The organism is Kribbella sp. NPDC004138, assembly GCF_053603655.1.
Genome location: NZ_JBSGFZ010000002.1, coordinates 141928 through 164942 on the forward strand (window position 1 = coordinate 141928; position 23015 = coordinate 164942).

Consider the following 23015-nt stretch of genomic DNA (forward strand, 5'->3'; position numbering starts at 1 on the left):
CCGGCCTCCTGCCTGCCTTCATCACTCTTGTTTGCGAAACTTTCATGAATGAAACTATCATTCATGTAAGTATCTTGGAGGTTTCACAGTGGACGGATTCGTCGGACGGCATACCGAGCTCGGCCTCCTCGACGAGCTGCTCGGATCCGTCAGCACCCGCGGCCGCGGGACGCGGCGGGGGCGCGTTGTCCTCATCCGGGGTCGCCGGCGGGTCGGCAAATCCCGGCTCGTGGAAGAGTTTCTCGAACGCGCCGGACTCCCGCACGTCTTCTTCACCGCGGTCGGCGGATCCCGGGAGGGAGATCTGGCCGCCTTCAGCGCCGAGGTCGCGGCATCGTCGCTCCCCGAAGCGTCTCGCTACGCGGACTTCACCGTTCCGCAGACGTGGGACGCAGCGCTGGGCCTGCTCACCACCGCGCTCCCGACCGACACACCCAGCATCGTTGTCATCGACGAAATGCCCTACCTCGTGCAAGAAGACCCCACCTTCGAAGGCGCACTGCAGAAGGCCTACGACCGGTCCCTGTCCAAGCTCCCGGTGCTGTTGATCCTGATCGGCTCCGACCTCGCCATGATGGAGCAGCTGAACACCTACGGCCGGCCCTTCTACCAACGCGGCACCGAACTGGTCGTCCCTCCGCTCAACCCGGCCGAAGTCGGTAACATGCTCGAACTGACATCAGCCGATGCACTCGACGCCTACCTCATCAGTGGTGGCCTTCCGTTGATTCTCGAGGAGTGGCCGTTGGGCGCGGGCCCGATGGACTACCTGGAGCAAGCAGTACACCGACCGACCTCGGCACTACTGGTCAGCGGAGAACGCACACTGGCGGCCGAGTTTCCCACCGAAGCCCAGGCGCGTCGAGTGCTGACGACCATCGGCCACGGCGAGCGCACCTTCACTTTGATCGGGCGCGCGTCCGGCGACCTCAATCCAGGCGCGGTCAAGCGCTCGCTGGACTTACTCACAGCACGCCGGATCGTCGCCGCCGATACACCCCTGTCCACCCGGCCGAGCCGCGAGACGCGCTACCGGATCGACGACCCATACCTCCGCTTCTGGCTCTCCTTCATAAACCCCGCAATACCGCTGATCGAACGCGGTCGAGGCGACCGTGTCCTGGAGACTATCCGCGCAAGCTGGACGACATGGCGGGGCCGAGCTGTCGAACCCGTGATCCGCGACGCCCTGTGGCGCTTGACCGACGGATCCGTCCCCGAGGGCACCAACGCGATCGGTGGCTACTGGACCCGCACCAACGACCCCGAGATCGACATCGTCGGCGCCGACCGGGCACCGATCGCCAAGAAGATCACGACTGTCGGATCGATCAAGTGGCTCGAGAACAAGCCATTCGACACCCGCGACCTCGCACGCCTCATCCACCACAGGTCACAACTACCAGGCGCCTCCGACGACACACCTCTCATCGCAGTCAGCCGCAGCGGCTGCACCGCACCAGACATCACCCACCTCACCCCCGATCACGTCCTCGCCGCATGGAGCTGAAGCGTCACGCGACAAGCTGTCCGAGTCCAGGGCGGTGGGCGGCGGGGTTTCAAGCGACTCGGTCGGCCAGGACGTGAAGGGCTGCGCGGGGTAGGGCCGGGAGGTCTGGCAGCACGCCTAGACAGAATCGGACCTCTTGAAGGCGATCGGCGATCAGAGTCTCGATCCTGGCTACAGTTTCCGTCGTTTCCAGGATGTGGTTCCACTGCCGGACCCACAGCTCGCGTTCGCCGGCGCGTACGAGTGGGGTGACTGGTAGGCAGCTGATCCGGCGTACGAGCTCGGCATCGGCGTACTCGAACGCCGTGGCGATCGTGGTGGACATCCGGCCGCGGCGCAGGTCTTCCGGAAGCCGCACGAGGTCGCTCCGGAGCCGCATTGCCTGGCCCAGCGCGACGCCGCATTGCCGCAGCACGTCGCGGGTGCTCGGTGTGCAGCCGGCCAGTGAAGCGCCGAATTGCAGCGGTCCGGCGACCGCCGGCACCCCGAGGTCGATCTGGTGGGCGGAGAGGGTGACGCTCGGCTGCAGGTCGGAGAAGTAGAGGTCGTGGAGCTGACCGAGCACCAGGTCTGCCCTCAGTTGGTCGAAGATCGGGCGGGCGGGATCGATCAGCGATGCCGGCAGTCCTGCCTCCTCGAACATCCGATCGGCCCAGACCAGGCACAGATCGCCGAGGACGACTGTCGCCGATCTCCCGAAGGTCCCCGGGCGTTCGACCCTGGAGCGAGCCCAGCGAGTCATCTCGACCTGAACGCCGGGATCGCCGGTCCGCCGATCGGACAGTTCGCGCTGGATGGCCGAGGCCAGCGTCAGCAGTTCCAGTGCGGCAGTGGCCGCTGCCGCCTCCTGGGACTCCGGACGAGTGGACAGCCAACCGAGGTACGCGAGAGTCGAAGTCGCCATGTCCGACTTCGAGATCGCGTCCGCGACGGCCGCGTCCAGCACGGCCGCTCCCGGCGCCGTGAGATGGTCCTCCGCTCGTTGTGAGACGAAATCGAGCAGCAACGCCCGACTGCGCGCGGCATGGACCTCCAGCCACTCCGGCGCCCACCGCGCCGCTGTTTCGCGGGTCCATCCGACCTGTCGGTCCGGTGGGTCGTCCTGCGAGTCGCCGGCCCGCTCGTCACTACCGTCCATCCCGAACCCTCTCGACCGGTCCGGCCTGTTGTGCATAAATTGTGCATAACTTTAGCGCGACGGCGCCTGAGGCGCGACAGCGGTCCAAGATTTCGGTACCGGGTCGCATCCGCAGCGGGTGACGAACGCGAAGTACCTCACAACAGCGGCTGCACCAAGGGCAGCTGCTCCCCGTCCGAAAGGTTGTCCGATGCCCAAGTCCTCACGACGGCTGACCCGGCACCTGGCCGCGGCAGCGGTCACGATCGGAATGCTTGCGACCAGCGTCATCGCCACCGCGGCGCCCGCCGGCGCCACTGCCCGGCTGGGCACCAAGAGCCTCGCCAGCGTTCTGGCGTCCGACGGCGACACCTTCGACCGCAACTGGTACGACTACGACGTGCTGACGCAGGCTGTCGGCGCCGTCCTGGCCGCCAAACCGAACAGCCCGGTGAAGGTGCTGGCCGACGGCACCGTCCCGCTCACCGCGTTCCTGCCCAGCGATCGCGCTTTTCAGCGTCTGGCCAAGGATCTGACCGGGAAGACCTATCGGTCCGAGAGCCAGCTCTTCAGCGGCCTTGCCGGCCTCCTCGGCGTCAACACCATCGAGGCTGTCCTGCTGTACCACGTGATCCCTGGTGCGACGATCAACAGCAAGACCGCGCTTCGCTCCGACGGCGCCAGGCTGGCCACAGCCCTGCCAGGCGGAACCATCAAGGTGGACGTGCTCAGCCGGCGTTGCCGCCTGATCCGGCTGATCGACGCGGACCGCAACGACGCGAACCCGCTGATCAACCCGCGGGCCTTCGACATCAACAAGGGCAACCGCCAGATCGCGCACGGCATCTGGCTGGTCCTCCGCCCGATCGACATCTGAGTTCTCCGGCCTCGCCGGCGCCGAAGTCGTTCAGGCAGTTTGATCGCTCTCGATGCACGTCTGCGGCGTGCATCGAGAGCGCACAGGTTCATCGGCGGCCTCGGAGGCAGTACGGCGAGAAGGGCCCGAGTCCGCTTGCATGGTCGACCTTCACGGTTTGTGATTGGGTGGGCCCATGGGAATCGCGGAGACGCTCGGCCGGGTCGACGGGAGCGGGCAGGTCGGGGTGTGGCTCGGGCGATTGGACGGCACCGTGCTCTTCGAGCACGAGGCGGAGGCGCCTCACTATGCCGCGAGCACGATGAAACTGCCGGTCGCCATGGCGATGTTGCGGAAGGTGGATGCCGGTGAGCTGGCCTTGGACCAGTCAGTCGCCGTACACAACGATTTCGCGTCCGTGGTCGGCGGCCGCTTCGGCATGAACCGCGATGACGACGACGCACCCTCGACCTGGGACAGACTGGGACGCGAGGCGTCACTCGCCTGGCTGACGACCGAGATGATCACCCGCTCGAGCAACTTGGCGACGAACCTGGTGCTCGAGCTGGTCGGCATCGACGCGGCGCACTCGGCTCTGATCGAATCCACGCTTCCAAGCTCGGCCGATCCCGCCTCGAAGATCGAACGCGGTATCGAGGACGCGACCGCGCGGGAAGCGGGGATCACCAACCTGATCAGCGCAGCTGGACTCGCCGGCGCGCTCATTGCTGTCGGCAAGCAGAACGACGGCTACCTGCGCAACCTGCTGGCCGCGAACCAGTGGAACGGTGAGATCCCGGCGCTGCTGCCCAGCGGAACCCGTGTCGAACACAAGAACGGCTGGGCCGGCCGACACCTGCACGACGGCGGGATCGTCAGGCCCGCGGACGCGGAGCCCTTCGTCCTGGTCGTCTGCACAACGTCCGACCTCGCCGAGTCGGCGGCGCAGCAGCTGATCGCTGCGATCGCGCTGGAAGCCTGGAACAACCGGCACGACCTGACCGCAGTACGGTAACTCCGGCCGCCCGCCTCGTCGGTTGAGGTCAGCGCCAACCGGCGCGGTTGGACTGCAGGCCGGGGGCCGGGTCGAAGCTCACGTCCTCGGTCGCGACCGGCGTACCGCTCTCGGTGGTGAAGGTGACGTTGACCAGTTCGCCGGAGTCCTTCGCGTGCCGGAGGACGGTCGGGCCTTGTTTGCGCGGCACGTGGACGTCGCCCCATTGCTGGAGGGCGGCGAGGACGAGCTTGAGGTCTTCGCCCGCGGGTGTCAGGTGGTACGACGACCGGGTTCGCTCCCCCTGCTCGCGGTATTCGCGCTTCTCCAGCAGGCCCGAATCCACCAGGTCGTTCAGGTGGTTCGTGAGGATGTTCGGCGCGATACCCAGGTAGGCGCGGAAGTCGGCGAACCGCGTGGTGCCGAGGTGGGCCTCGCGGAGGATCAGGAAGGTCCAGCGGTCGCGCAGGTACTCCAGTGTCCGGGCGATCGAGCAGCTCGGCTGGGTTGTCATGCAACCTCCTTGCGGGTGAGTGCGAAGGTAGCCGCCAGGACCAGGAGGGCCAGCGTACCGATAACGGTCACTCCGAGGAGCAACGCAGTACTCAGGCCGGCAGCGGTTGCGACCACGCCAAGAGCGAGGGCTGCCGCGCCCTGCAGGATGTACGCGACGAGGTAGACGGCCGAGACCGTCGCGCCACGGTGGTGCGCCGGCGCGTGGGTGCCGATGAGGCCCAGACCGCCGGAGAACAGGAGCCCGTACGCCGTACCGCCGACCGCCGTCGTGGCGACGAAGAACGGGAGCGAGTGCGCGGTCGCGGCCACCTCGAGCAGGCCGAGGTCGACGATCGTGAGTACGGCACCCACTGGGACCAGACGACGCGCGGGGAAGCGGCGGCCGATGATCGCTGTCGTCCCGGTGGCGACCGAGAAGATCGCGAGCAGCAGGCCGATGACGAAGATGTTGCCGGTGCCGACCAGGTCACGAACGATCTGGGCGCCGAGGGCCAGGAAGACCGAGCCGAACGCGTAGGCGGCGGTGACGGCGAGAGCCGCGGCCAGGTACAGCAGCCGGATGCCCTTCGCGACGGTCACGCCGCGCGGCCGCCAACGGCCCTGAGCCTCGTCCTTTGTGTGGCGCGGCATCGCCCAGACCGCGGCGAACACGCCCGCGACGACGGTCAGCAGGACCCAGAAGTCCAGGTGCAACGGAGCGGGCGCGTACTCGATGAGTCCGCCCCCGACGATCGTCGCCAGCGCCAGCCCGGCCGCGGTCGCCGCCGTCGTGATCGGAGCGGCCCGGTCGGCCTTGCCGCGAGCGCTGAACTCCACTGCCGCTGCGGTCGCCGGGGTCAACGTGAGGCCGACGCCTGCGCCCATGAATGCTCGGCCCGCGTACACCCAGGCCACGGACGGGGCGAGCGCGAAGAGCAGCACGCCGACGAGCATGGCGCCGACGCCGTACAGCATCGTCGCTCGCCGGCCGATGAAGTCCGAGAGCTGCCCGAAGAGCAACAGGAACGCGACCAGCACGACCGGGTAGACCGCGAAGATCGCCGTCGTCGCCGTCGGGGTGAGGTGCCAGGTCTTGGCGTAGAGCGGGTACGACGTGGTGGGAGCGGCGCTCGTCCAGAGGCTGATCCCTGCGACCGCCGCGGCAGTCCAGAAACTGCCGCGCCGCCCGAGCACGCGACGCGACCGTGAGCCGGCCGCAACAGGAAGATCGAGGGTGGTCATACCGGGAGTCCTTCCGATGCTGAGTTGCTGGACGAAACTCAGAACACCTGAATTGCTCCCTGCAATCCAGCCTGAGATGTGACCTCCGCCACATCGCGCTGCCGGCAGCGCCCTCGACTGTCCCCTAAGTGCCGCGGCCCCGCCCGTCACATCACCCGGTACGGCGCAGCGGCGGTCGCGCGCCAGGTCAGGCCTAGCGCGGCTGCGGCGTTCTCAGGCACGGTGACCGCCGCGCCTCGCCGCCAGGTGACAGCTCGTGCGTCCGCCGCCATGATCCGGCAGCTAGCCGAGTGCCGCTGACATCCTGTCCTCAGGCGCCGCGGCTCCACGCCGGGTCGCGGACCGGGATACTCCGGTGTCGCCACCACCCACCGGTGGCCAGATCACCAGCCGCACGTCGCGCACTGGTCAGCGCATTTCGCCGTACGGCGGGCGGTTCGCGGGGGCCAGGGAAATGCCCTCGGCATGGGCCTTGGATCGGACAGCGGCTTCAGAGCGTCCCAGCTTGATGCTCATCACGCCGACCGGAGTGTTGCCGCCGGCAAGTTGACGCAGCTGCTGAACCTGCTCGCTGGTCCACTCGCGACTGTTGCTCTGGCTCGCTCGAGTCTCGGCCATGGCCTTCTCCTCTCAGCGCGGACAGATGCCCCTCACCCGGTGCCCCATCGTCCGGTCCGTATGCGGACGCCGCTAACGATCGAGTGCGTCGAGCCGCTGGTTCTCGGTGTCGCGGCGTTTCTTCACCGCGGCGGCGTTGCGGGCGGCCTGGTTGAAGGCGGATTGCAGACGGGAAGTCTGTTTGCGGGCCGCCCGCAGCGTCTGCCGGGTCTGCTCGAGCTGCTCGTTCAACCGCACGAGATCGGCTTCGAGGTCGGCGAGACGGTGCTGGTGCGCGTCCAGCACCCGTTCGGCCTTTTCACGTTCAGCCTCCGCTGCTGCGTAGTCGTTCTCGGCCTGGTCGAGTCGTTTGCGTTGCGCCTTCCGGCGACTGGCCAGTGTCGTGTCTACGGTCGGTCGCCTCTTCGCAGCTGACGGTTGCCGCTGTACGGCGGTCGTGGCCGGCCGGGTCTTTCGGGGAGGCGGTGAGCTCCGTACGACTCGGGGCCGGACGAGCGCGAGCCGGGCTGGGTCGCCGTTTTCGTCGACCACGCCGAAGCCGACATGTCGCAGAGCGCTGGTCAGTTGCCCGGTACGGAGCAGTTGCGCCGCGCCGGGGTCGACCAGCGCGGCGTCGAGGGTTTCGGTCAGCCGTTCGGCGGTCTGTGCGGTGACGCGGCGTCCGCCGGCGGCGCGTTCTCGCGCTGTGCGCACGAGATTACTCACGAGGTCATGGCGCAGCCGGGTAAGTTCACGGCGCCGCGTCGCATCGGCCGACAGGTAGGTCTGGCGCAGGTCCTCCCCCAGCTCGGTCAGTGCGTGAATCCCGTCGGGGTCGGTGCGCACCAACTGGTTGGCGAGCCAAGCGGCGAGGGTGGGCTTGCGCAGCGCCATGATCACCGCGGCGGACTGGTCATCGCCGGCGTCGCGAGCGGTCTCCGCGACTCGGTTCCGCGCGGCGGTGAACAGTTCGGGCTCCAACCCGTACAGCTCCACCGCCACCGCGTCCGTGTCCACCTCTCCACCATGCGCAGATCGATCCGGCCCGGGCAACGTCGTCCGCTCAGCGCTGACCGCCTCACGCCTGCGGCAGTCAGAGCCCGATGTCTGGTTGTAGCGGGCAACGAACGCTGTGTGCCTGCCGTCGTCCCAGTGTTCGTCGCCGCCGAAGTGACCCGGGGTACCGGCTGAGATGAGATGGTCCAGCACCGGACTCGCGAGACCAGGGGTGGTACCTACCGGTTGCTGCTGGCAACATTCACAAGGCGGCCAAGCCGACGCCCGATCTCGTCGATCCGGTCGGACTGGACCCGGCCCCGGCGGTCGAACAGCCCGGCGAGCACGCCATGCCCGGCAGCTCCCGGTTCGAGCTGAAGTGGGACGGATTCCTTCGCTGAACTAGCTGGCCTGGTCGAGGCTGGCAGTACTGGGCGTAGGGTGCGCTCGTCATCGCGTTAGCTCGGCGGTCCGGCCGCCCATCCCTACCGCCCAACAACTGCCATGTGCGCAGTCGATGCCGCGTAGGTCGGTTTGATCGAAGAGTTGCCAGGTACGCCCGCCGTCGGTGGTGATGTCGCTGCCGGTGAAGCCAACGGCAACGGCGGTGTCGCCTCCACTCGTCAGCAGGGCCATGTTGGTGCGGAAGCCGTGCGGTGAACCGACTTGTGCCCATGCCGTCCCCCCGTCCGTGGTCACAGCGGCCACGCTTGGACGGTCGGTGTCGGGCAAACCACCTCCAAGGGCCAAGGCGTGCTGGGTATCCCAGAACGCCAGTGAGACAATGCCCCGGTTCGCCGGCAAGCCGGGTATCGGGGTGCTGGCCACCGACCAGGTATGACCACGGTCGCGCGTGTGGAACACCCGCGCGTTGTCTGGTTCGGCCACGGTGCCGAACCAGGCGTCCCGAGGCCCTTTGGCGACCAGACTGGTCCCGGTCGCCCAGACACCTTCGATGCCCAGCGCCAGAGGCATTCCATTACTGGGGGCAATGTGCCAATTCCGGCCGCCATCGCTAGTGGTCAAGATACCGAACTTGCTCTGAACGGGATCGGGATCGCTCACGGCTATCCCTTTGTCGTGGTCAAAGAACGCGATCCCATCGTAGAACGGGCCGTCGGCCGGGTTTGCGAACACCAGCTCCCAGTTTTGGCCGCCGTCAGCGGTCCGATAGATCTTCGAGAGCTCGCCAGGACCGACCGCCAACGCGAGGGCATTGTTGTGGTCGAACGCCTCGAGATCACGAAAGGCCAAATGCTCGCCGCCGGGAGGGGTGACGTCCTGCCAGGCCCGCCCGCCGTCAATGGTGCGGATCACGGCTCCAGGACCGGGATCTTCTCCTGGGCGTTGGTAACTACCGCAGGCCCAGACAACCTCGCGGTTGACGACGTCGATCCCGACCAAGTTACTTGCGGTTGGGGCCTGCATGAAACGCCAAGCCGGCTCACCGGCTACACGGGGAATTGGGCCTACGCCTTGATCCCTAGCCACGGTCGGCTCCGCGCCCAGTACCTGAATCGCATCTGCCTACGACTGTCTGATCCATAATTCCCCCTGGCATATGCCACTTCCCATCACCCACCATGGCACCAGGGCCCCGACGACGGCTACCCCGCTCGTCACCAAGAACTGGCGACAGCGCAAGGTCTGGCCGCGGACTGCTCCGAGGGTGGAAGCAGTTGCCGGCGTGAAAGTTCAGTCAATTGGTCGGGCCGGCGCCGCTGCCAGGGCGGTGAGGTGCGCAAGGATTTCACCGCGAAGTTCCCCGGCATCCAAGCGGCCCTGCAGACCCAGATCGGCGTGGATTGTGTTCTCGACGGCGAGATGGTGGTCTGGAACGGCGCCCGCCTCGACTTCGACGCGCTGCGACAGCGAATGGGCAACACCGTGGCGACCGTACGACGCCGCCTCGCACCCGCAGGACCCGCGTCGCTCGTGGTGTTCGACGTGCTCGCGGTCGGCAGTGTCGACGTACGCCCGATGCGGTGGACCCGCCCGCTGGAACCGGCTGGAGGAGGCCTTATCCGGATTAGTGGTGTCTGATGGACCTCATGGTTAGGGCTCGCGCCGGCGCAACCCTGGCCAGCAGGTCGCGATCGAACTCGCCGCGTCCAGCAAGACGACTCTCGCGATGGCCCACGAGGGACCCACGACGCTCCGTGAGTGACTTCGGATTGCGAACCCCACTGCCTGGAGATCGACCGCGATCGTCTGCTGTCCGCTCGGCGACATCGCAGGGCGACCGAGCGGGCCGGCTCGCCGTGGCGAACCAGATGGAGGGTTATCAGGCGTTGGTCGGGGCCACGGGCTTGCCGGTGGCGGTCTCCACAACGTGCGCCAGGAAGTCTCGGACGTCCGCGAGTAGATCGGCCTGGTCGGCGTAGCCGGAAGTGCCGGTGGCGTCGCGCAGGCGTAGGCCCTCGGTCAGAACCCGGTGCCAGCGCTCGTCGTAGTGGGTCAGTGCCCAGTGGCCGGCGCGGGACTTCGCGGTCATCTCGCCGGTGACCAAGAGGTGCTGCAGACGCACGGAGGCGAGGATGCAGTGCGTGAGCAGATAATCGCGTTCGCGCTGGTCTGTTGGGAGGTCGGCGAGGGTTGCCCGGGCCAGGCCTTCGGCGTTGCTGCGCCAGTATGTGTCGAGGTTGTCCACGGTGTAGTCATGCAGCGCCTGCTTGTCGGTCCAGATCTGAAGAGTGGACAGCTCTGGACCAGTGACCGTGATGCCGGCCTGGGCCAGTTCGTGCCACGTGATCATCCGCGACGGCGAGAGAAGAATCTCGAGTTTCCTGGTGGGGATCATCTCCGGCACCGGAGGCAGCGTGCGCGGATCGCGTGCCAGGTCGGCGGCGAGCACGTGCGGCCCGTCGAACCGGATCGAGGAGTACGCCACCATCTGCGCGTGGAGGCCTCGCAGCGCCTCCACCTCCGCCTGCTCCGGCCGGTGGGCGAGCGTGGCGACGAAGTCGACGTCGGACTCCCGCGGCGCCCACTCGCCGAAGACCAACCCACCATGGAGATAGAGCCCGGTCAGCAGCCCCTTGGGCAGCTCCTGCTCGGCCAGCAACAGAAAGCGGTCGCACAGGTCCTGGACAGGGGCTGGGAGGGTCACGAGTTCTCCTATGTCAGGGTGCCGGAAAGGCTCACCGTAGCCAGGACCAGGACCATGCTGGCGAGGACGACCGGGCGCGGCCGGTGGCTGCACGGCGCGCGATGTGATCCTCGGTCGCGCCCGCACGGTGTGCCGGGAGCAATCATTGGCCACCAACTCCAACACCAATGGGTGTCTGTGGCCGGGTGGGCAGAAGTTCCGCCGGTGGTATTCCGCCAACGCGTCGAGAACCGGGGTCTCGTCGTGGTCCATGAGGCCCAAGGCGGCCGAGCGTCATCCGAGCGCGGTCTGGGGATTGGCCTTGGGTACCGGAGCCGTACTGGATCACTTCGCGTCGGGCCGCACCGGCCAGGCCGAGTGCAGCCAAGCTCGAAGGCCGGGTCTCGTCCTGGTAATCGATCTCGGTGCCCGGCGCGGAGCACTTTGACTCGGCTCACCGGCGCCGCTTCCGCGGGCCTCAAGGTTTCAGTGCCGGCGTGGTGGGACACCGGACTGCGCCTCCACCCGGGGCGGCTGGTTCGAAGCGGTCCTGATAGTGGGGGTCCACGCGAGTCACCGGAGTTCGAACGGCCTGGTCTCGACGACAAGCACGGGACCGTCTCCGATACCGAGGTCAATGACGCCTTGGAGAGCGGCGAACTCGACAAGGGCGGACTGAACTTCGACCAGGTGGAGCACGACGAAGGCCAACGCTCCCCCGGGCCGGAGTCGACTGATCCTGATGACGACCGGCGCCTGCCGGACGACCAGGACGTCACCGACGCGGGTCAAGGTCAGCCTGTTGAGCCGCCGGACTGACGGCCCGGCGGTGCGCCCCCAGGGCGTGACGGTCGTCGTGACGCGGGTCGTGCGGCCCGGGCGGGAGGCCGAGTTCGACCGTTGGGCGGCCGAGCTCGACGCCGCGGCGAAAGGCAGCGACGGGCACCTCGCCTCGGTCCGGCTGCACGACGATCAGGGGCTGAACCATCTCGTGCATCTCTTCGACGAGCGCCGCCACCTCGACACCTGGGAGAACTCCGCGCGGCGGATCGAATTGATTGACCGCGGCAACGAGTTGTCCGACGTACGGCGCACCACCGCCGACGGTCTGCACAGCTGGTTCACCGTGACGACCACGTCACCCCGCTGGAAGTCGTTCCTGCTGACCTGGCTCGCGGTGTATCCGATCCTGCTCGGACTGGCGACGCTTCTCTGCTGGATCGCCCCGGGACTCCCGCAACCGGCGCTTCTGGCGATCAGCTCCTGCACGCTGACCGCGCTGCTCACCTGGGTGGTGCTGCCGTTCGTCAGCGGGCGCGTCCGGCCCTGGTTGTTCCGGTCGGCCGGCCCGAGGCAGAAGCGGTAACCGCGGCCACTACCGCGGTACGTCGCCCCGCCAGCTGCCGGTCTCGGTGCCGCGGCTCTCGATGAACTCCTTGAAGCGCTGGAGGTCGCCCTTCACCCGGCCCTCGACGACACCGGCCTTGTCGCCGACCTTCTCCAGGAAGCCCTCGGGGTCGAGGTCCATCTGGGCGGTCACCCGGCTGCTGGTGTCGGACAGCTTGTGGAACGTCACCACACCGGCGTGCCGCGGACCGGAGTCCGACTTCCACGCCACCCGCTCGTCGGCGTGCTGCTCGGTCACGGTCGCGTCGAACTCGCGGGTCGCGCCGCCGACCTTGACCACCCAGTGGTTGTGCGTGGCATCCAGCTGCCGGATCTCTTCGACGCCTTCCATGAACTGCGGGAACGACTCGAACTGCGTCCACTGGTTGTACGCCGTCGTCACCGGAACGTCCACGTCGATCGACTGCGTGATGGTGCCCATTTGTCCTACCTCCAAAGGGTTTGTCCTACAGGGTTGGTTCTACTTGGTCGGGTCGTGGCCCCAGTTCATCAACGAGTACCGCCAGTCCGTGCCCGCCACATCCCCCGACGGACGCTGTTTGCGGTGCCGATGCACATAGCCGACGACCTTGCGCATGTGCGCATAGTCCGCGTCGCTCAGATCGTCCCGCCCGGTGTTCAGCAGGTCGATGATGCGCCGGCCGCTGCGATGCCCGACCGACTCCGAGTCCGAGCCGGATTTCTGACCGACCCGCTTCGACTCGTCCGTGTCGAGCCACTTCTCCAGCTGTTTCGACGTCATGTTCACGACGTCGTGGAAGTCGCTCCGTACGTCGTCCTGCTCGGTCACTTCGATCTCCTGCGACGGAGCGCGGACGGTTTGTGCACCGCCGTACCGCCGGACTTCTCGCTGCGTACCAGGTACTGCGGTTCGTCGGGTGAGGCGTCGACCGTTCGCCCGCCGGCCTCGGTCCGTTCGGTGATCTCGCGTTCGACCTTGCCGTACGCCGTACCGCCGTGGCTGTCCCACTCGACGTCGTCGCCCCGGTGAAACTTCTGCTCGCTCATCAGGCGTTGCCCGACAGGTCGACCGTGTCGTTCTCGCCCGGGAACTTGTCCGGGTCGCGGCTCACGGCTGCGCGGGCGGCGCCCAGCAGGCGCACGACCTTGCTGCTCGGCCCGGACCAGTACTCGGCGGCATCGGCGTGGACCTTGAGCAGGACGAGTCCGGCCGTCTCCGGCCCGTCGGGGAACCACGCCTTCAACGGCGCGGACCACAACTCCTCCGCCTTCGCCCGGTCGACGATCACCTCGGCGTGGCCGGCGATCGAGGTCCACTCGCTCTGCTTGGAGTTCGAGAACGACACGTTGACCTGCGGGTTCGCGCCGATCTCACCGACCTTCGCCGATTCGGCGTACGCGAAGAACCACAGATCGCCGTCGAACTCGACCTCCTGCACTGCCATCGGCCGCGCAACGTGCTGCCCGTCCGGCGTCATGGTGGTGAACATGCAGATCGTCGCCCGTTCGACCAGCTTCGCCACAGTCGCGACCGAGCCGTTGTCATCAGCCATGTGTCCTGATCACCTGTCCCTTCGCCGCCTCGGTACCCCGGGTCCGGGTGCTGTACGCGGCAAACTTATGCGAATGTTATTCACGGTCGGCGTTGGGTACAGGCGTGTGATGAAGATCCACCCGAGGCAATGGGGACGCTACGGGCTCGACTTCGGATTGCTCGCGGCCATGTGTCTGTTGCTTGCCTGCGCGGGTCCGGCCGGGACGGCAGGCGGCGTCTCGCAGTCCGCTCAGCAGTACTCCACAAGCGCCACGGCGAGGCCTCTGGCAGGCCCGTCCACGGAGCCGTCACCGAGCGCCTCACCACGGGGTGCGGCCGACGGTGACATCAACGACTGGGATCGAACCCCGCTGGTGCTGCTGGCGCTCGTGGCCGCCGGAGTCCCGCTGGTGGCGATCGCGGCTCTACGCCTCAGATCGCGATCACGCACAACCAAGCCATGACCGCGTCGGACTGAAGCCGGGCCGCACCACCGACGCCGTCACGAACCGCTGGCTGACTGACCTGTTGTTGCGCGCAGCGCGAGTTGGTCGAACAGCCGGTCCGGGACCAGGCGCCGAACCTTCGGCAACACTGTTCCGACGACGCCGTTGGCGTACCGCGTCCGCGGACGATCCGCGGTGACGGCCTGGCGGATCAGCCGAACGCCGGCCGCTGGTCCGGTGCTGGCCTTCCCGCGGTGCTCCACGCGCTTTCGCACCTCGGCCAGCCGCTCGGCGTACACCGCGCTCGGCGGCAACGCGTCGAGGGTCTTCGCCGCCTTCGACCAGATCGGGGTCGCCAGCGAACCGGGCTCCACCAGCACCACATGGACGCCGTCCGGCCCGAGTTCCTGCCGCCACGCGTCGGCGATGGCTTCGAGCGCGTACTTCGACGCGTGGTAGGCACCCGCGAATCCGGTCGCCACGCGGCCGCCGACCGACCCGACCAGGACGATCCGCGATCCCTTGGTACGCCGGAGCAGCGGCAAGAATTTCTGCGTCACAGCGACCTGGCCGAGCACGTTGACCTCGAGCTGATCCCGCAGACTGGCGATGGGGAGTGTCTCGAGCGGTCCGAGCACGCCCTTGCCGGCGTTGTCGACGAGTGCGTGCAGCCCGCCCCCGCCGAGCGCCAGATCGACCGCTCCGGCAAAGTCGTTGATCGAATCAGGGCTGACGACGTCGAGCGGATGGACACTCACCCGCTGCGATGTCTGCCTGTCGAGCACCGCGGCCTCGCGGTCGTCGTGGACGCCGGCGAAGACCCGCCAGCCCTCACGGTCGAGAACGATCGTGGCCGCGGCACCGATACCGCTGCCGGCGCCGGTGATCACCACTGAGCGCATCGTCTGTCCCTCCGTCGATCCGAGATCGGCCGGTGCCCGCATCGCGCGGCTCTATGCAACGTCTATGCAAGACCGGAGGCCGGGGCAGCGGGGGTGCGACGTGGCGCGGGCTGAGGAGACCCGGCGCGCGCTTCTCGCTGCACTCACCCGCTCCGCGCCACCAGTAGCTGAATCTCCCTGACGCAAGAGCCAGGTACCCGGACCGCAAACCTGCGGTGAACGAGGCGGGATTTCGTGCGCATGCGCCGCGGCGAGCCGGGTACCGATCGGTTCATCTCGAGTCTCTGGGAGGAGCTGTGATGAGCGCCGACGTTGTCGATCTGATCATGCAGGATCACCGCGAGGTCGAGCGGTTGTTCGACGAGTTGAAGGACAGTCCGGAGAAGCGTCCCACTCTGCTGCCCGTGCTGACCACGTTGCTGACGGCACACAGTCGCGCCGAAGAGGCCGAGGTATATCCCGTCGCGGCGTCCGAGGCCGGCGAGAAGGAAGAGGTCTCGCACAGCCAGCAGGAACACATCGAAGCCGACCAACTCCTCGCCAAACTCGCGGCCACCGACCCAACCTCGGCCGACTTCGACAAGGTTCTGCAGAATCTCGTCGACGCTGTCTCCCACCACGTCGAGGAGGAGGAGAGCAAGGTCCTGCCGGGGATGCGCTCCAACCTGTCCGACGAGCGCCGGGCGGAGCTCGGTGAGGCGTTCGCTGCCAGCCGCAAACAGCACCTGGGCGAGCAGCCCGGCGACATGACGAAGGAACAGCTGGCCAAGCAGGCCCGTAACGCCGACATCGCCGGCACCTCCGGTCTGTCCAAGGACGAGCTCGAGAAGACTGTCCAGAAGCACGCCGATCGCTGACGCGATGGAGATCTCGGTGTCACGTTCGACGCAGCGAGAGGTGACGGTATGAGCGCGGACCTCGCCGCCACAGTCCTCGGTACTCCGGATCCAGAGCGACTGGCCGACTTCTACAAAGAGCTCCTGGGTTGGGTAGAGGTCAGCAGGGAGCCTGAATGGGTCCGCTTGCGCCACCCCGACAGCGAGCGGCCCGGCTTGAGCTTCCAACTGGAATCGAACCATGTGCCCCCGGTCTGGCCCCAGGGACCCGGGACGCAGCAGATGCAGGCCCATCTGGACATCCAGGTCGACGACCTCGAGCGGGAGGTCGATCGCGCTCTCGGCCTGGGCGCCGGACTCGAAGCGCACCAGCCGCAGCCCGGCGGCGTACGGGTCATGCGCGACCCGCGCGGCCACCTGTTCTGCCTGTTCCTGCCCGGCTACTGACCTCCCCACCGAGCACCCTGACCTCCTCCCGTACGGCGGGCGGTTGGCGGCCACGCAACCGGGCACCGGCTGGTCATGACGATTCAGAACTCGGTCTGGCTGGGCACCGCCGACCTGCCGACGTACGAGCCGCTCGACGCCGACCAGGAGACCGACGTCGTCGTCGTGGGCGGCGGCATCATCGGACTCACGACCGCCCTGTATCTGCGGCAGGAAGGGCTCGGGGTCGTCCTGCTCGAAGGCGGGCGGATCGGCGCGCGAACGAGCGGAAACACCACCGGCAAGGTCACGTCCCAGCACGGCGCGATCTGCGCCGCGTTGCTCGACCGGCACGGCCGTGACGCTGCTCAGCAGTACGCCACGGCGAACCAGGAAGCCGTCGACGATGTCGAAGAACTCACCCGCCGGCTCGGGATCGACTGCGAGCTCGGCCGCGGGCCGTCGTTCGTCTACTCCACCGGTGACACCGACCTGGACCGCGAGGCAGAGGTGGCGCGAGAGCTCGGTCTTCCCGCGCACTCCGCCGACCCGGCCGACATGGGACTCCCGGTCACCGCCACCGCTGCTGTCCGCTTCGACGATCAGGTCATGCTGCACCCGGCCCGCTACCTGGGCGGTCTGGCGGCCGCGTTCAGCGCCGCCGGCGGGCTGATCTTCGAGCAGACCCGCGTGACCGATGTCGACGCGAAAGGCGACGGCGTCGCAGCGCAGACCCAAGCCGGGCATCATGTCGTGGCCCGCCATGCCGTCGTCGCGACGCTGTTGCCGTTCGCAACGCTGGGCGGGTACTTCGCGCGGACCCGGCCGAACCAGTCCCACGGCATCGCCGTCCGGCTGCCCGTCGACGCGCCCACGGCGATGACGATCTCCGCCGACGGGCCGACCCGGTCGACCAGGCCGTGGCCGGGTGGCGGCCCGAGCGGGCTGATCGTGGTCGGCGGCGACCATGAGACGGGCGCCGAGGAGGAGACGAACGCGTCGTACCAGGGTCTCGTCGACTGGATCGAGGATTTGTGGGGCACGAAGGTGCAGCCGGAGTACCGGTGGTCCGCCGAGGACTACAGCACCCCGGACCAGCTCCCGTACGTCGGAAAGGCGCCGGGCTCACCGGTCTTGGTCGCCACCGGCATGCACAAGTGGGGGCTCAGCAACGGAACCGTTGCCGCAGGCATCCTTCGTGACACCGTGCTGAATCGCGACAACCGGTGGAGCGCGCTGTTCGACGCCGGCCGGATCGGCGACGCGCGGTCGGTGGCGAAGCTCGTGCAGGACAACCTGAAGGTGGGTAAGGAGTTCGCCGCCGGCCACCTCCGTCGACTGCTCGGTTCTGGCCTCGATCACGTGGAGGTCGGTCAAGGAGGCCTGTACGACCTTGACGGCAAGACCGTCGGCGCATACCTGGACCATGAGGGGCGGCTGCACACCGTCGTACCGGTCTGCACCCACCTGGGCTGTCCGCTGCGCTGGAACGAGGGCGACACGACCTGGGACTGCAACTGTCACGGCTCCCGCTTCGCACCCGACGGCGCGGTTCTGGACGGTCCAGCCACCAAACCGCTCGCCAAGCCCGAGTCGTGAGCTGCCTCCGATGCACGCCGACGAGGCCGGTCCGCACTGCGTCCGCTCGGTGTTCGACCGTACCGTCGCCGGAACGATCGGCCTGGAGGAAGAGATCCTGCTGGTACGGCGGGACACCTGGCTGCCCGCACCGGCCGCCGCCGTGGTGGCGGAGATCGGCGACCCGAGGGTGAAGCAGGAGCTGCCCTCCTGCCAGGTGGAGATCGCGACGTCGGTGCACACGAGCGCCGTGGACGCTGTCGGCGAACTGCGCTGGGGTCGCACGCGGATCGCCGCCGCCTGCGCTGCGGACGTGGTCCCGATCGCCGCAGCGGTGCATCCCCTGGCCGACCTTCCGGTCGCGCTCGCGCCGACCGACCGTGCCGACGGGCTGAAGGCTCGGTACGGCGAGATGATCGGCCGGCAACTGGTGTCCTCGTTGCAGATCCATCTGGCCTTCGGTGACGCCGACTGCACGTTGGGCGTCTATCACGCGCTGCGGGACCTGCTGCCCGAGTTGGCCGCACTTGCGGGCGCGGCACCGTTCGCCGCCGGGCGGGACACCGGGCTGTGCTCGGTCCGGCCGATCATCGCCTCCGAGCTGCCCCGCCAAGGCGTGCCGCCGATCATCGCATCGTGGACGCAGTTCGCCGAGGACCTGAAGTGGGCTGTTCAAGGGCGTGAGTCGGAGTGGTGGTGGGAGCTGCGACCGCACATCCGGTACGGAACGCTGGAGTTGCGCGTGCTCGACGTCCAGGCGACGTCGGATCGGACCGAGGCGATCGTCCGGTTCGTGTCCGCGCTCGCCGCCCGGCTCACCGACCTGTACCGCCGCGACGAACTGCCCCCTCCGGCGCCGACGTGGCGGATCGCGGAGAACCGATGGGCCGCGCTGCGGCACGGCGTCCGAGGCGAGCTGCTCGACCTCCGCACCGGCGCGGCCCGCTCCACCAGCCGTTGCCTCTACGACCTCATCGACGCCGCGGAGCCCTACGCACCAAGCGATCTGGACGACGTACGGGCACTGGTTGCCGACCCGCCCGTGGAACAACTCCGCGCACTCGGCCCGCACAAACTCATGCCCTGGCTGGCGGAGGTCTTCACACCATGAGCCTCATTCGGAGGGCTGCGGCGGCTTCCTGATCGGCAGTGTGTGCGTGCCGTCACAGAGCGGGGGGATGCTGGTGCGGCCGCAGCGGCAGAGAGCGACGGTACGGCGAGTGGCCGGCAGCGGATCGCCGTTCTCGTCCAGGAGTTCGAACTCGCCGCGGACCAGCAACGGACCGTCCGGGTAGGCACGGATCTCGGTCATGACAGCGCGGTACCCACCGGAATCCACGGTTATCCCGCGGGTACCGGTCCCGTATGCAGCTACCACCGCCGCGCGGACCGCTCACCGCCTGGCTGAACGACAGACTCACGCACGGCGACACTGCGAGCGGCGGCGGTCCCGAGGTCGGCGTCCGCGATCTCCCGTACGCCGACGACGATCTGCAGCTCGCGCTCTGGGTCTCGTACGAGCTGCAGTACCGCGGCTTCGACGGCGTCGATCCCGAGCTGCAATGGGATCCGGCGATCGTCGCGTTCCGCAGCCGGGCGGAGCGGCCGTGGATCGGCTGGTTGCAGGCCACCTGCCGGGTCGCGGCGGACGAGCGGCCGGTCGCGGAGCAGCTACGGGGCTTGATCGACGAGGCGGACGGGCCGCGGTTCGCGCCGTACCTGCGTCGGCACGCGACCCGCGAGCAGTTCCGCGAGTTCGTGCTGAACCGGTCCGTGTACCAGCTCAAGGAGGCCGATCCGCACAGCTTCGGCATCGCCCGTCTCGACGGCCCGGCGAAGGCGGCGCTGGTCGAGATCGAGGCCGACGAGTACGGCGGCGGGCGGGCCGAGCGGATGCATTCGGAGCTGTTCCGTACGACGATGCGCTGGCTCGACCTCGACGACACGTACGGCCGCTACGTCCCCGACGTACCGGCGGTCACGCTGGCGTTGTCGAACGTGATGTCGCTGTTCGCGATCCACTGCCGATGGACGGCGGCACTGCTCGGCCACCTCGCCGCGCTCGAGATGACCTCGACGCTCCCGAACCGCCAGTACGCGACCGGCGCCATCCGGCTCGGCGCCTCGGAGGAAGCGGCCCGCTACTTCACCGAACACGTAGAAGCCGACGCGGTCCACGAACAGATAGCGGCCCACGACCTGTGCGGCAGCTACGTCCGCCAACACCCCGAGGCACTCCCCGACGTACTCTTCGGCGCCCGCTGCGCCATCACCCTCGACGACCTCTTCGCCGACAACCTCCTGACCAAATGGACCACCCCGAACCACACAACCGCCCGCTACGGCTGATCCAGGCGTGCCCCCGTCCGGGACTGACCCACGCCTGCCGGGCGCGGGGCAGTCCCGTCGTTCGTGTCAGGACGTACGCCCGACGGCCTTCGCGAGTTCGGCCTTCGTCATCTTCGAGCGGCCCTTGATGCCGAGGCGCTTCGCGTCCGCGTACAGCTCGTCCTTCGACGGTTCCCGGCCACGCACCCGCGCGTGGGTGATGGCTGCGGCCGTGCCTTCGGTGTGCGGGTCCGGGTCGGGCTCGGTGAACTTGTGTGCGACGTCCTTCAGACCGGTCTTGAGATTCTCGACCTGTCGTTCGAGTTTGTCGCCCAGTGAATTCTTGGACATGGTGACTCCTTCCGTCGGACGATCTCTGTCGCTGTCCGGTCAGTTCGTCTCGAGTCTGTCCGGGAGTACGACGTTCATCAGCCAGCTGACCACGGTGATGATCAGCGCGCCGATCAGCGCCGTACCGAAACCGTCCACCTTGAACGGGATGTCGAGCACGTCACTGATCCACGACGTCAGCAGCAGCATCAAAGCGTTGATGACGAAGATCAGCAGGCCGAGCGTCAGGATGATGAACGGCAGCGACAGGATGGTCGCCAGCGGCTTGATCAGCGCGTTCACCAAGCCGAAAATCGCGGCGACGACGATCAGCGTGACCACCTTGCTCGCCGTGCTCGAACCGCTGAACGTGATGCCCTGGAGCAGCCAAGCGGCGACGGCCAGCGCCACCGCGTTCACGACCAGTCTCATCACGAGTTGCATCGTCAGCCTCCGACCGCCCCGGCCACCCGGCCGGTCTTCTTCCGCAGCTTCCGGCCGGCCTTCTTGCCGCGTTTGCGGACCCGCTTGCCCGCCCGTTGCGCATCACCCGACAGGTCGCCGTGCGCGCGCAGCCCGAGACGTTTGCGCATCCCGCGCTTCATCTCGGGCGCCGACGGGACGAGCAGCTGTACGCCGTACCCGTACAGGCGAAGCCCCAGCGCCATCAGGGGCAGACCGAGCGGCAACAGCACCAGGGTGATGCACAGGACCGCCGCCAGGATCATCACGACCGTCGCGAGCAGCCAGATCAGTGCCGCACCGATTCCTCGAAGTACCTTCATCATGACCACGTCCAGACCTATTCCGGCAGGAGCGAGCCGAGCGGGCCGAGATCGATGTTGAGGTCGGTCGCGCTCAGACCGAACTGCTCGCGCAGTGCGGTCATAGCCTCCTCGAGTCGCATCAGGCCGAGCCCGAGCTCCTCGACCTGTGCCGAGCTGAGGTCACCTTGGTCCATCCGGCGGATGGCCTGCCGTTCCATCAACTGGCGGACCAGCTCGACGATCGTCAGCACGAGCTTGAGCAGCTCGCGTTCGACGTTGTCGGCGTTGGCCTCGATCCGATCGGCCAGCGGCAGCACAGGTTCAGTCATCCATCCCCATCTCCTCACGGACCGAGCCGATCACCGCCGAGAGCTGGATGCGCACCAGGTCGACCTCGGCCAGGGACACCACGACGTCGCCGGTGATCACGACACCCTTGCCGAGCAGCCGGTCGAGGAGGTCGACCAGGCTCGGCTCTGCCGCCGTCGTCGCGGAGGCCTGGACGGTCATGGCTTGTCCAGTACCGCGAACGAGTACGGCGGCCACGGCCCGTTCACCTCGACGTCCAGCGACGGGTACCTGGCCCGCGTCGCGTCCACGAGTTCGAAGAAGTCCGTACTGCGGTCGTCGTCGACGAGGAACGCGACGTTCAGTGCCATCGTCTCGCGGCGCCCGCTGAGCCGCTGGTCCTGCGCCGAGAGCCGCCGGGTCGCCGCGGCCGCGGGAACCAGGTCCCAGAACAGCTGGTCGGCGAGCAGTTGCTGCTCGGTCGCCGCCTCGTGCCGGTCCCGGATCTCGGCCCGGCGGCGTTCCAGGTAGGCGACGCCGGAACCCGCCGGCGCCGAGGGCGCGGACGGTCCGGGCCGCACCCGGCAGAACGCCTTCACACTCCACTCGCTGCGCCGGTCGACCCGGTCGAGCGCGCGGACCAGGTCGCCGTACAGCTCCTCGAGCCGGACGCGCGCCGCGTCGTCGGACTTGTAGATCGTCACCAGCCGGAACGGCGCGAGCGCGGTCGTGATCGCCGCCGCCCGCCGGACGATCTCGTCGTGCCGGCGCGCGGTCTTCTCCACCCAGCTGAGGTTCTCGAGATTGCGCCGCAGGGCGGCCTCACCGAACTCGGCCAGGTCGACGCTGCTCACCACGGCCGTCAGCTCCCGGTGGCCGAGCAGCCGGACCGGCGCGTCGCCGACCCCCTCCAGGCCGGTCAGCGGCTCCTCGTCGATGGTGCGCCCCACGGCGTAGACGTAGGTTCCGGTCTCACTCACGATCGCGCTCCAGCTCCTCCAGCCGCGCGCGGAGCTCGCGGTTCTCGTCGGCCAGCTCCTTGGCGTCGGCGGCCTCGGCCGACAGCATCGGATCGCGTTTCCACCAGTCGATGCCCATCTCCATCGCCTTGTCCACCGACACCACGAGCAGCCGGATCTTGACGGTCAGCAGCTCGACGTCGACGAGGTTCACCCTGATGTCACCGGCGATGATGATGCCTTTGTCGAGGACCCGCTCGAGGATGTCGGCCAGGCCCTCCGGACGCGGCGCCGGCGAGGTGTACCCGTAACGGTCCATCCCGGCGCGGCGCGCGGAGATCGTCGGTTCGCTCATCGG

32 protein-coding genes are annotated in these 23015 nt (G+C 68.0%); 11 read left to right on the forward strand and 21 right to left on the reverse strand.

Features of this window, described 5'->3' with window-relative positions; translation table 11 throughout:
• Window positions 1-88: 88 nt before the first annotated feature.
• Complete coding sequence (locus ACWEOO_RS02710; RefSeq protein WP_452141470.1) at window positions 89-1510, forward strand: ATP-binding protein; 1422 nt, start codon at window positions 89-91, stop codon at window positions 1508-1510.
• 49 nt (window positions 1511-1559) lie between these two features.
• On the opposite strand, the gene ACWEOO_RS02715 is transcribed toward ACWEOO_RS02710, so the two are convergent.
• The gene (locus ACWEOO_RS02715) at window positions 1560-2648 is read right to left on the reverse strand and encodes a hypothetical protein (protein WP_452141471.1); all 1089 of its coding nucleotides are present in this window, start codon (window positions 2646-2648) and stop codon (window positions 1560-1562) included.
• Between the two features lie 190 nt (window positions 2649-2838).
• On the opposite strand from ACWEOO_RS02715, the gene ACWEOO_RS02720 reads away from it, so the two are divergent.
• Together ACWEOO_RS02720 and ACWEOO_RS02725 are read left to right on the forward strand one after the other, a co-directional pair.
• Window positions 2839-3504, forward strand: coding sequence for a fasciclin domain-containing protein (locus ACWEOO_RS02720; protein ID WP_452141472.1), 666 nt, complete (start codon window positions 2839-2841; stop codon window positions 3502-3504).
• Window positions 3505-3679: 175 nt separating this feature from the next.
• On the forward strand, window positions 3680-4498 hold the full coding sequence (locus tag ACWEOO_RS02725; protein ID WP_452141473.1) for a serine hydrolase: 819 nt from the start codon (window positions 3680-3682) through the stop codon (window positions 4496-4498).
• 28 nt (window positions 4499-4526) lie between these two features.
• On the opposite strand, the gene ACWEOO_RS02730 is transcribed toward ACWEOO_RS02725, so the two are convergent.
• The 6 genes from ACWEOO_RS02730 to ACWEOO_RS02755 all read right to left on the reverse strand — a co-directional run bounded on the left by ACWEOO_RS02730 (window position 4527) and on the right by ACWEOO_RS02755 (window position 9124).
• Entirely contained in the window at window positions 4527-4991 is a 465-nt protein-coding gene (locus ACWEOO_RS02730) for a winged helix-turn-helix transcriptional regulator (RefSeq protein ID WP_452141474.1), read from the reverse strand.
• On the reverse strand, window positions 4988-6214 hold the full coding sequence (locus ACWEOO_RS02735) for an MFS transporter (protein WP_452141475.1): 1227 nt from the start codon (window positions 6212-6214) through the stop codon (window positions 4988-4990). The genes ACWEOO_RS02730 and ACWEOO_RS02735 overlap by 4 nt, the downstream gene beginning before the upstream one ends.
• 146 nt (window positions 6215-6360) lie before the next feature.
• On the reverse strand, window positions 6361-6486 hold the full coding sequence (locus ACWEOO_RS02740; RefSeq protein ID WP_452141476.1) for a hypothetical protein: 126 nt from the start codon (window positions 6484-6486) through the stop codon (window positions 6361-6363).
• A gap of 136 nt (window positions 6487-6622) precedes the next feature.
• Window positions 6623-6832, reverse strand: a complete 210-nt coding sequence (locus ACWEOO_RS02745) for a hypothetical protein (protein WP_452141477.1) — start codon at window positions 6830-6832, stop codon at window positions 6623-6625.
• 72 nt (window positions 6833-6904) lie between these two features.
• On the reverse strand, window positions 6905-7813 hold the full coding sequence (locus ACWEOO_RS02750) for a hypothetical protein (protein WP_452141478.1): 909 nt from the start codon (window positions 7811-7813) through the stop codon (window positions 6905-6907).
• Window positions 7814-8257: 444 nt separating this feature from the next.
• On the reverse strand, window positions 8258-9124 hold the full coding sequence (locus ACWEOO_RS02755; protein WP_452141479.1) for a WD40/YVTN/BNR-like repeat-containing protein: 867 nt from the start codon (window positions 9122-9124) through the stop codon (window positions 8258-8260).
• A gap of 420 nt (window positions 9125-9544) precedes the next feature.
• Between ACWEOO_RS02755 and ACWEOO_RS02760 the strand changes: the two genes are divergently transcribed.
• Window positions 9545-9850, forward strand: coding sequence for an ATP-dependent DNA ligase (locus ACWEOO_RS02760; protein ID WP_452141480.1), 306 nt, complete (start codon window positions 9545-9547; stop codon window positions 9848-9850).
• Between the two features lie 241 nt (window positions 9851-10091).
• Here the strand turns inward: ACWEOO_RS02760 and ACWEOO_RS02765 are convergent, their stop codons facing one another.
• A complete protein-coding gene (locus ACWEOO_RS02765) occupies window positions 10092-10916 on the reverse strand; it encodes an aminoglycoside adenylyltransferase domain-containing protein (protein ID WP_452141481.1) in 825 nt (274 codons plus the stop codon).
• Between the two features lie 624 nt (window positions 10917-11540).
• Here ACWEOO_RS02765 and ACWEOO_RS02770 point away from each other — a divergent pair.
• On the forward strand, window positions 11541-11714 hold the full coding sequence (locus ACWEOO_RS02770) for a hypothetical protein (protein ID WP_452141482.1): 174 nt from the start codon (window positions 11541-11543) through the stop codon (window positions 11712-11714).
• Entirely contained in the window at window positions 11698-12261 is a 564-nt protein-coding gene (locus ACWEOO_RS02775) for a hypothetical protein (protein WP_452141483.1), read from the forward strand. The genes ACWEOO_RS02770 and ACWEOO_RS02775 overlap by 17 nt, the downstream gene beginning before the upstream one ends.
• 9 nt (window positions 12262-12270) lie before the next feature.
• On the opposite strand, the gene ACWEOO_RS02780 is transcribed toward ACWEOO_RS02775, so the two are convergent.
• The 5 genes from ACWEOO_RS02780 to ACWEOO_RS02800 form a co-directional block, all read right to left on the reverse strand.
• Window positions 12271-12723, reverse strand: a complete 453-nt coding sequence (locus ACWEOO_RS02780) for an SRPBCC family protein (protein WP_363711845.1) — start codon at window positions 12721-12723, stop codon at window positions 12271-12273.
• A 39-nt stretch (window positions 12724-12762) separates the two neighbouring features.
• Window positions 12763-13092 carry a DUF3140 domain-containing protein gene (locus ACWEOO_RS02785; RefSeq protein ID WP_452141484.1) on the reverse strand — a complete coding sequence of 110 codons (330 nt, stop codon included), beginning with the start codon at window positions 13090-13092 and terminating at the stop codon, window positions 12763-12765.
• Window positions 13089-13310 carry a DUF2945 domain-containing protein gene (locus tag ACWEOO_RS02790; RefSeq protein WP_452141485.1) on the reverse strand — a complete coding sequence of 74 codons (222 nt, stop codon included), beginning with the start codon at window positions 13308-13310 and terminating at the stop codon, window positions 13089-13091. Before ACWEOO_RS02790 ends, ACWEOO_RS02785 begins: the two co-directional genes overlap by 4 nt.
• Complete coding sequence (locus tag ACWEOO_RS02795) at window positions 13310-13816, reverse strand: pyridoxamine 5'-phosphate oxidase family protein (protein WP_452141486.1); 507 nt, start codon at window positions 13814-13816, stop codon at window positions 13310-13312. Before ACWEOO_RS02795 ends, ACWEOO_RS02790 begins: the two co-directional genes overlap by 1 nt.
• Window positions 13817-14299: 483 nt before the next feature.
• Entirely contained in the window at window positions 14300-15145 is an 846-nt protein-coding gene (locus ACWEOO_RS02800; protein WP_452141487.1) for an SDR family NAD(P)-dependent oxidoreductase, read from the reverse strand.
• A gap of 299 nt (window positions 15146-15444) precedes the next feature.
• On the opposite strand from ACWEOO_RS02800, the gene ACWEOO_RS02805 reads away from it, so the two are divergent.
• From ACWEOO_RS02805 to ACWEOO_RS02820, 4 genes are all read left to right on the forward strand, one after another.
• Complete coding sequence (locus tag ACWEOO_RS02805; RefSeq protein ID WP_452141488.1) at window positions 15445-16002, forward strand: hemerythrin domain-containing protein; 558 nt, start codon at window positions 15445-15447, stop codon at window positions 16000-16002.
• Between the two features lie 48 nt (window positions 16003-16050).
• Window positions 16051-16428: a VOC family protein gene (locus ACWEOO_RS02810; RefSeq protein WP_452141489.1), complete on the forward strand. Its 378-nt coding sequence runs from the start codon at window positions 16051-16053 to the stop codon at window positions 16426-16428.
• A 75-nt stretch (window positions 16429-16503) separates the two neighbouring features.
• Complete coding sequence (locus ACWEOO_RS02815; RefSeq protein WP_452141490.1) at window positions 16504-18006, forward strand: FAD-dependent oxidoreductase; 1503 nt, start codon at window positions 16504-16506, stop codon at window positions 18004-18006.
• A gap of 10 nt (window positions 18007-18016) precedes the next feature.
• Window positions 18017-19096: a carboxylate-amine ligase gene (locus tag ACWEOO_RS02820; protein ID WP_452141491.1), complete on the forward strand. Its 1080-nt coding sequence runs from the start codon at window positions 18017-18019 to the stop codon at window positions 19094-19096.
• Window positions 19097-19099: 3 nt separating this feature from the next.
• Here ACWEOO_RS02820 and ACWEOO_RS02825 read toward each other — a convergent pair whose 3' ends face one another.
• A complete protein-coding gene (locus ACWEOO_RS02825; RefSeq protein ID WP_363711831.1) occupies window positions 19100-19297 on the reverse strand; it encodes a CDGSH iron-sulfur domain-containing protein in 198 nt (65 codons plus the stop codon).
• A 53-nt stretch (window positions 19298-19350) separates the two neighbouring features.
• On the opposite strand from ACWEOO_RS02825, the gene ACWEOO_RS02830 reads away from it, so the two are divergent.
• Complete coding sequence (locus tag ACWEOO_RS02830; RefSeq protein WP_452141492.1) at window positions 19351-20334, forward strand: iron-containing redox enzyme family protein; 984 nt, start codon at window positions 19351-19353, stop codon at window positions 20332-20334.
• A 66-nt stretch (window positions 20335-20400) separates the two neighbouring features.
• Here the strand turns inward: ACWEOO_RS02830 and ACWEOO_RS02835 are convergent, their stop codons facing one another.
• The 7 genes from ACWEOO_RS02835 to ACWEOO_RS02865 are packed head-to-tail and all read right to left on the reverse strand — an operon-like array spanning window position 20401 to window position 23012.
• Window positions 20401-20664 carry a hypothetical protein gene (locus tag ACWEOO_RS02835; protein WP_452141493.1) on the reverse strand — a complete coding sequence of 88 codons (264 nt, stop codon included), beginning with the start codon at window positions 20662-20664 and terminating at the stop codon, window positions 20401-20403.
• Between the two features lie 39 nt (window positions 20665-20703).
• On the reverse strand, window positions 20704-21075 hold the full coding sequence (locus tag ACWEOO_RS02840) for a phage holin family protein (RefSeq protein ID WP_452141705.1): 372 nt from the start codon (window positions 21073-21075) through the stop codon (window positions 20704-20706).
• Between the two features lie 14 nt (window positions 21076-21089).
• Window positions 21090-21431 (reverse strand): hypothetical protein, encoded by a 342-nt coding sequence (locus ACWEOO_RS02845; protein WP_452141494.1) that lies wholly within the window; start codon window positions 21429-21431, stop codon window positions 21090-21092.
• Window positions 21432-21445: 14 nt separating this feature from the next.
• Window positions 21446-21739, reverse strand: coding sequence for a gas vesicle protein K (locus ACWEOO_RS02850; RefSeq protein ID WP_452141495.1), 294 nt, complete (start codon window positions 21737-21739; stop codon window positions 21446-21448).
• Window positions 21732-21920: a gas vesicle protein gene (locus ACWEOO_RS02855; protein ID WP_452141496.1), complete on the reverse strand. Its 189-nt coding sequence runs from the start codon at window positions 21918-21920 to the stop codon at window positions 21732-21734. The genes ACWEOO_RS02850 and ACWEOO_RS02855 overlap by 8 nt, the downstream gene beginning before the upstream one ends.
• Window positions 21917-22678, reverse strand: a complete 762-nt coding sequence (locus ACWEOO_RS02860) for a GvpL/GvpF family gas vesicle protein (RefSeq protein ID WP_452141497.1) — start codon at window positions 22676-22678, stop codon at window positions 21917-21919. Before ACWEOO_RS02860 ends, ACWEOO_RS02855 begins: the two co-directional genes overlap by 4 nt.
• On the reverse strand, window positions 22671-23012 hold the full coding sequence (locus tag ACWEOO_RS02865) for a gas vesicle protein (RefSeq protein ID WP_452141498.1): 342 nt from the start codon (window positions 23010-23012) through the stop codon (window positions 22671-22673). Before ACWEOO_RS02865 ends, ACWEOO_RS02860 begins: the two co-directional genes overlap by 8 nt.
• Window positions 23013-23015 lie beyond the last annotated feature (3 nt).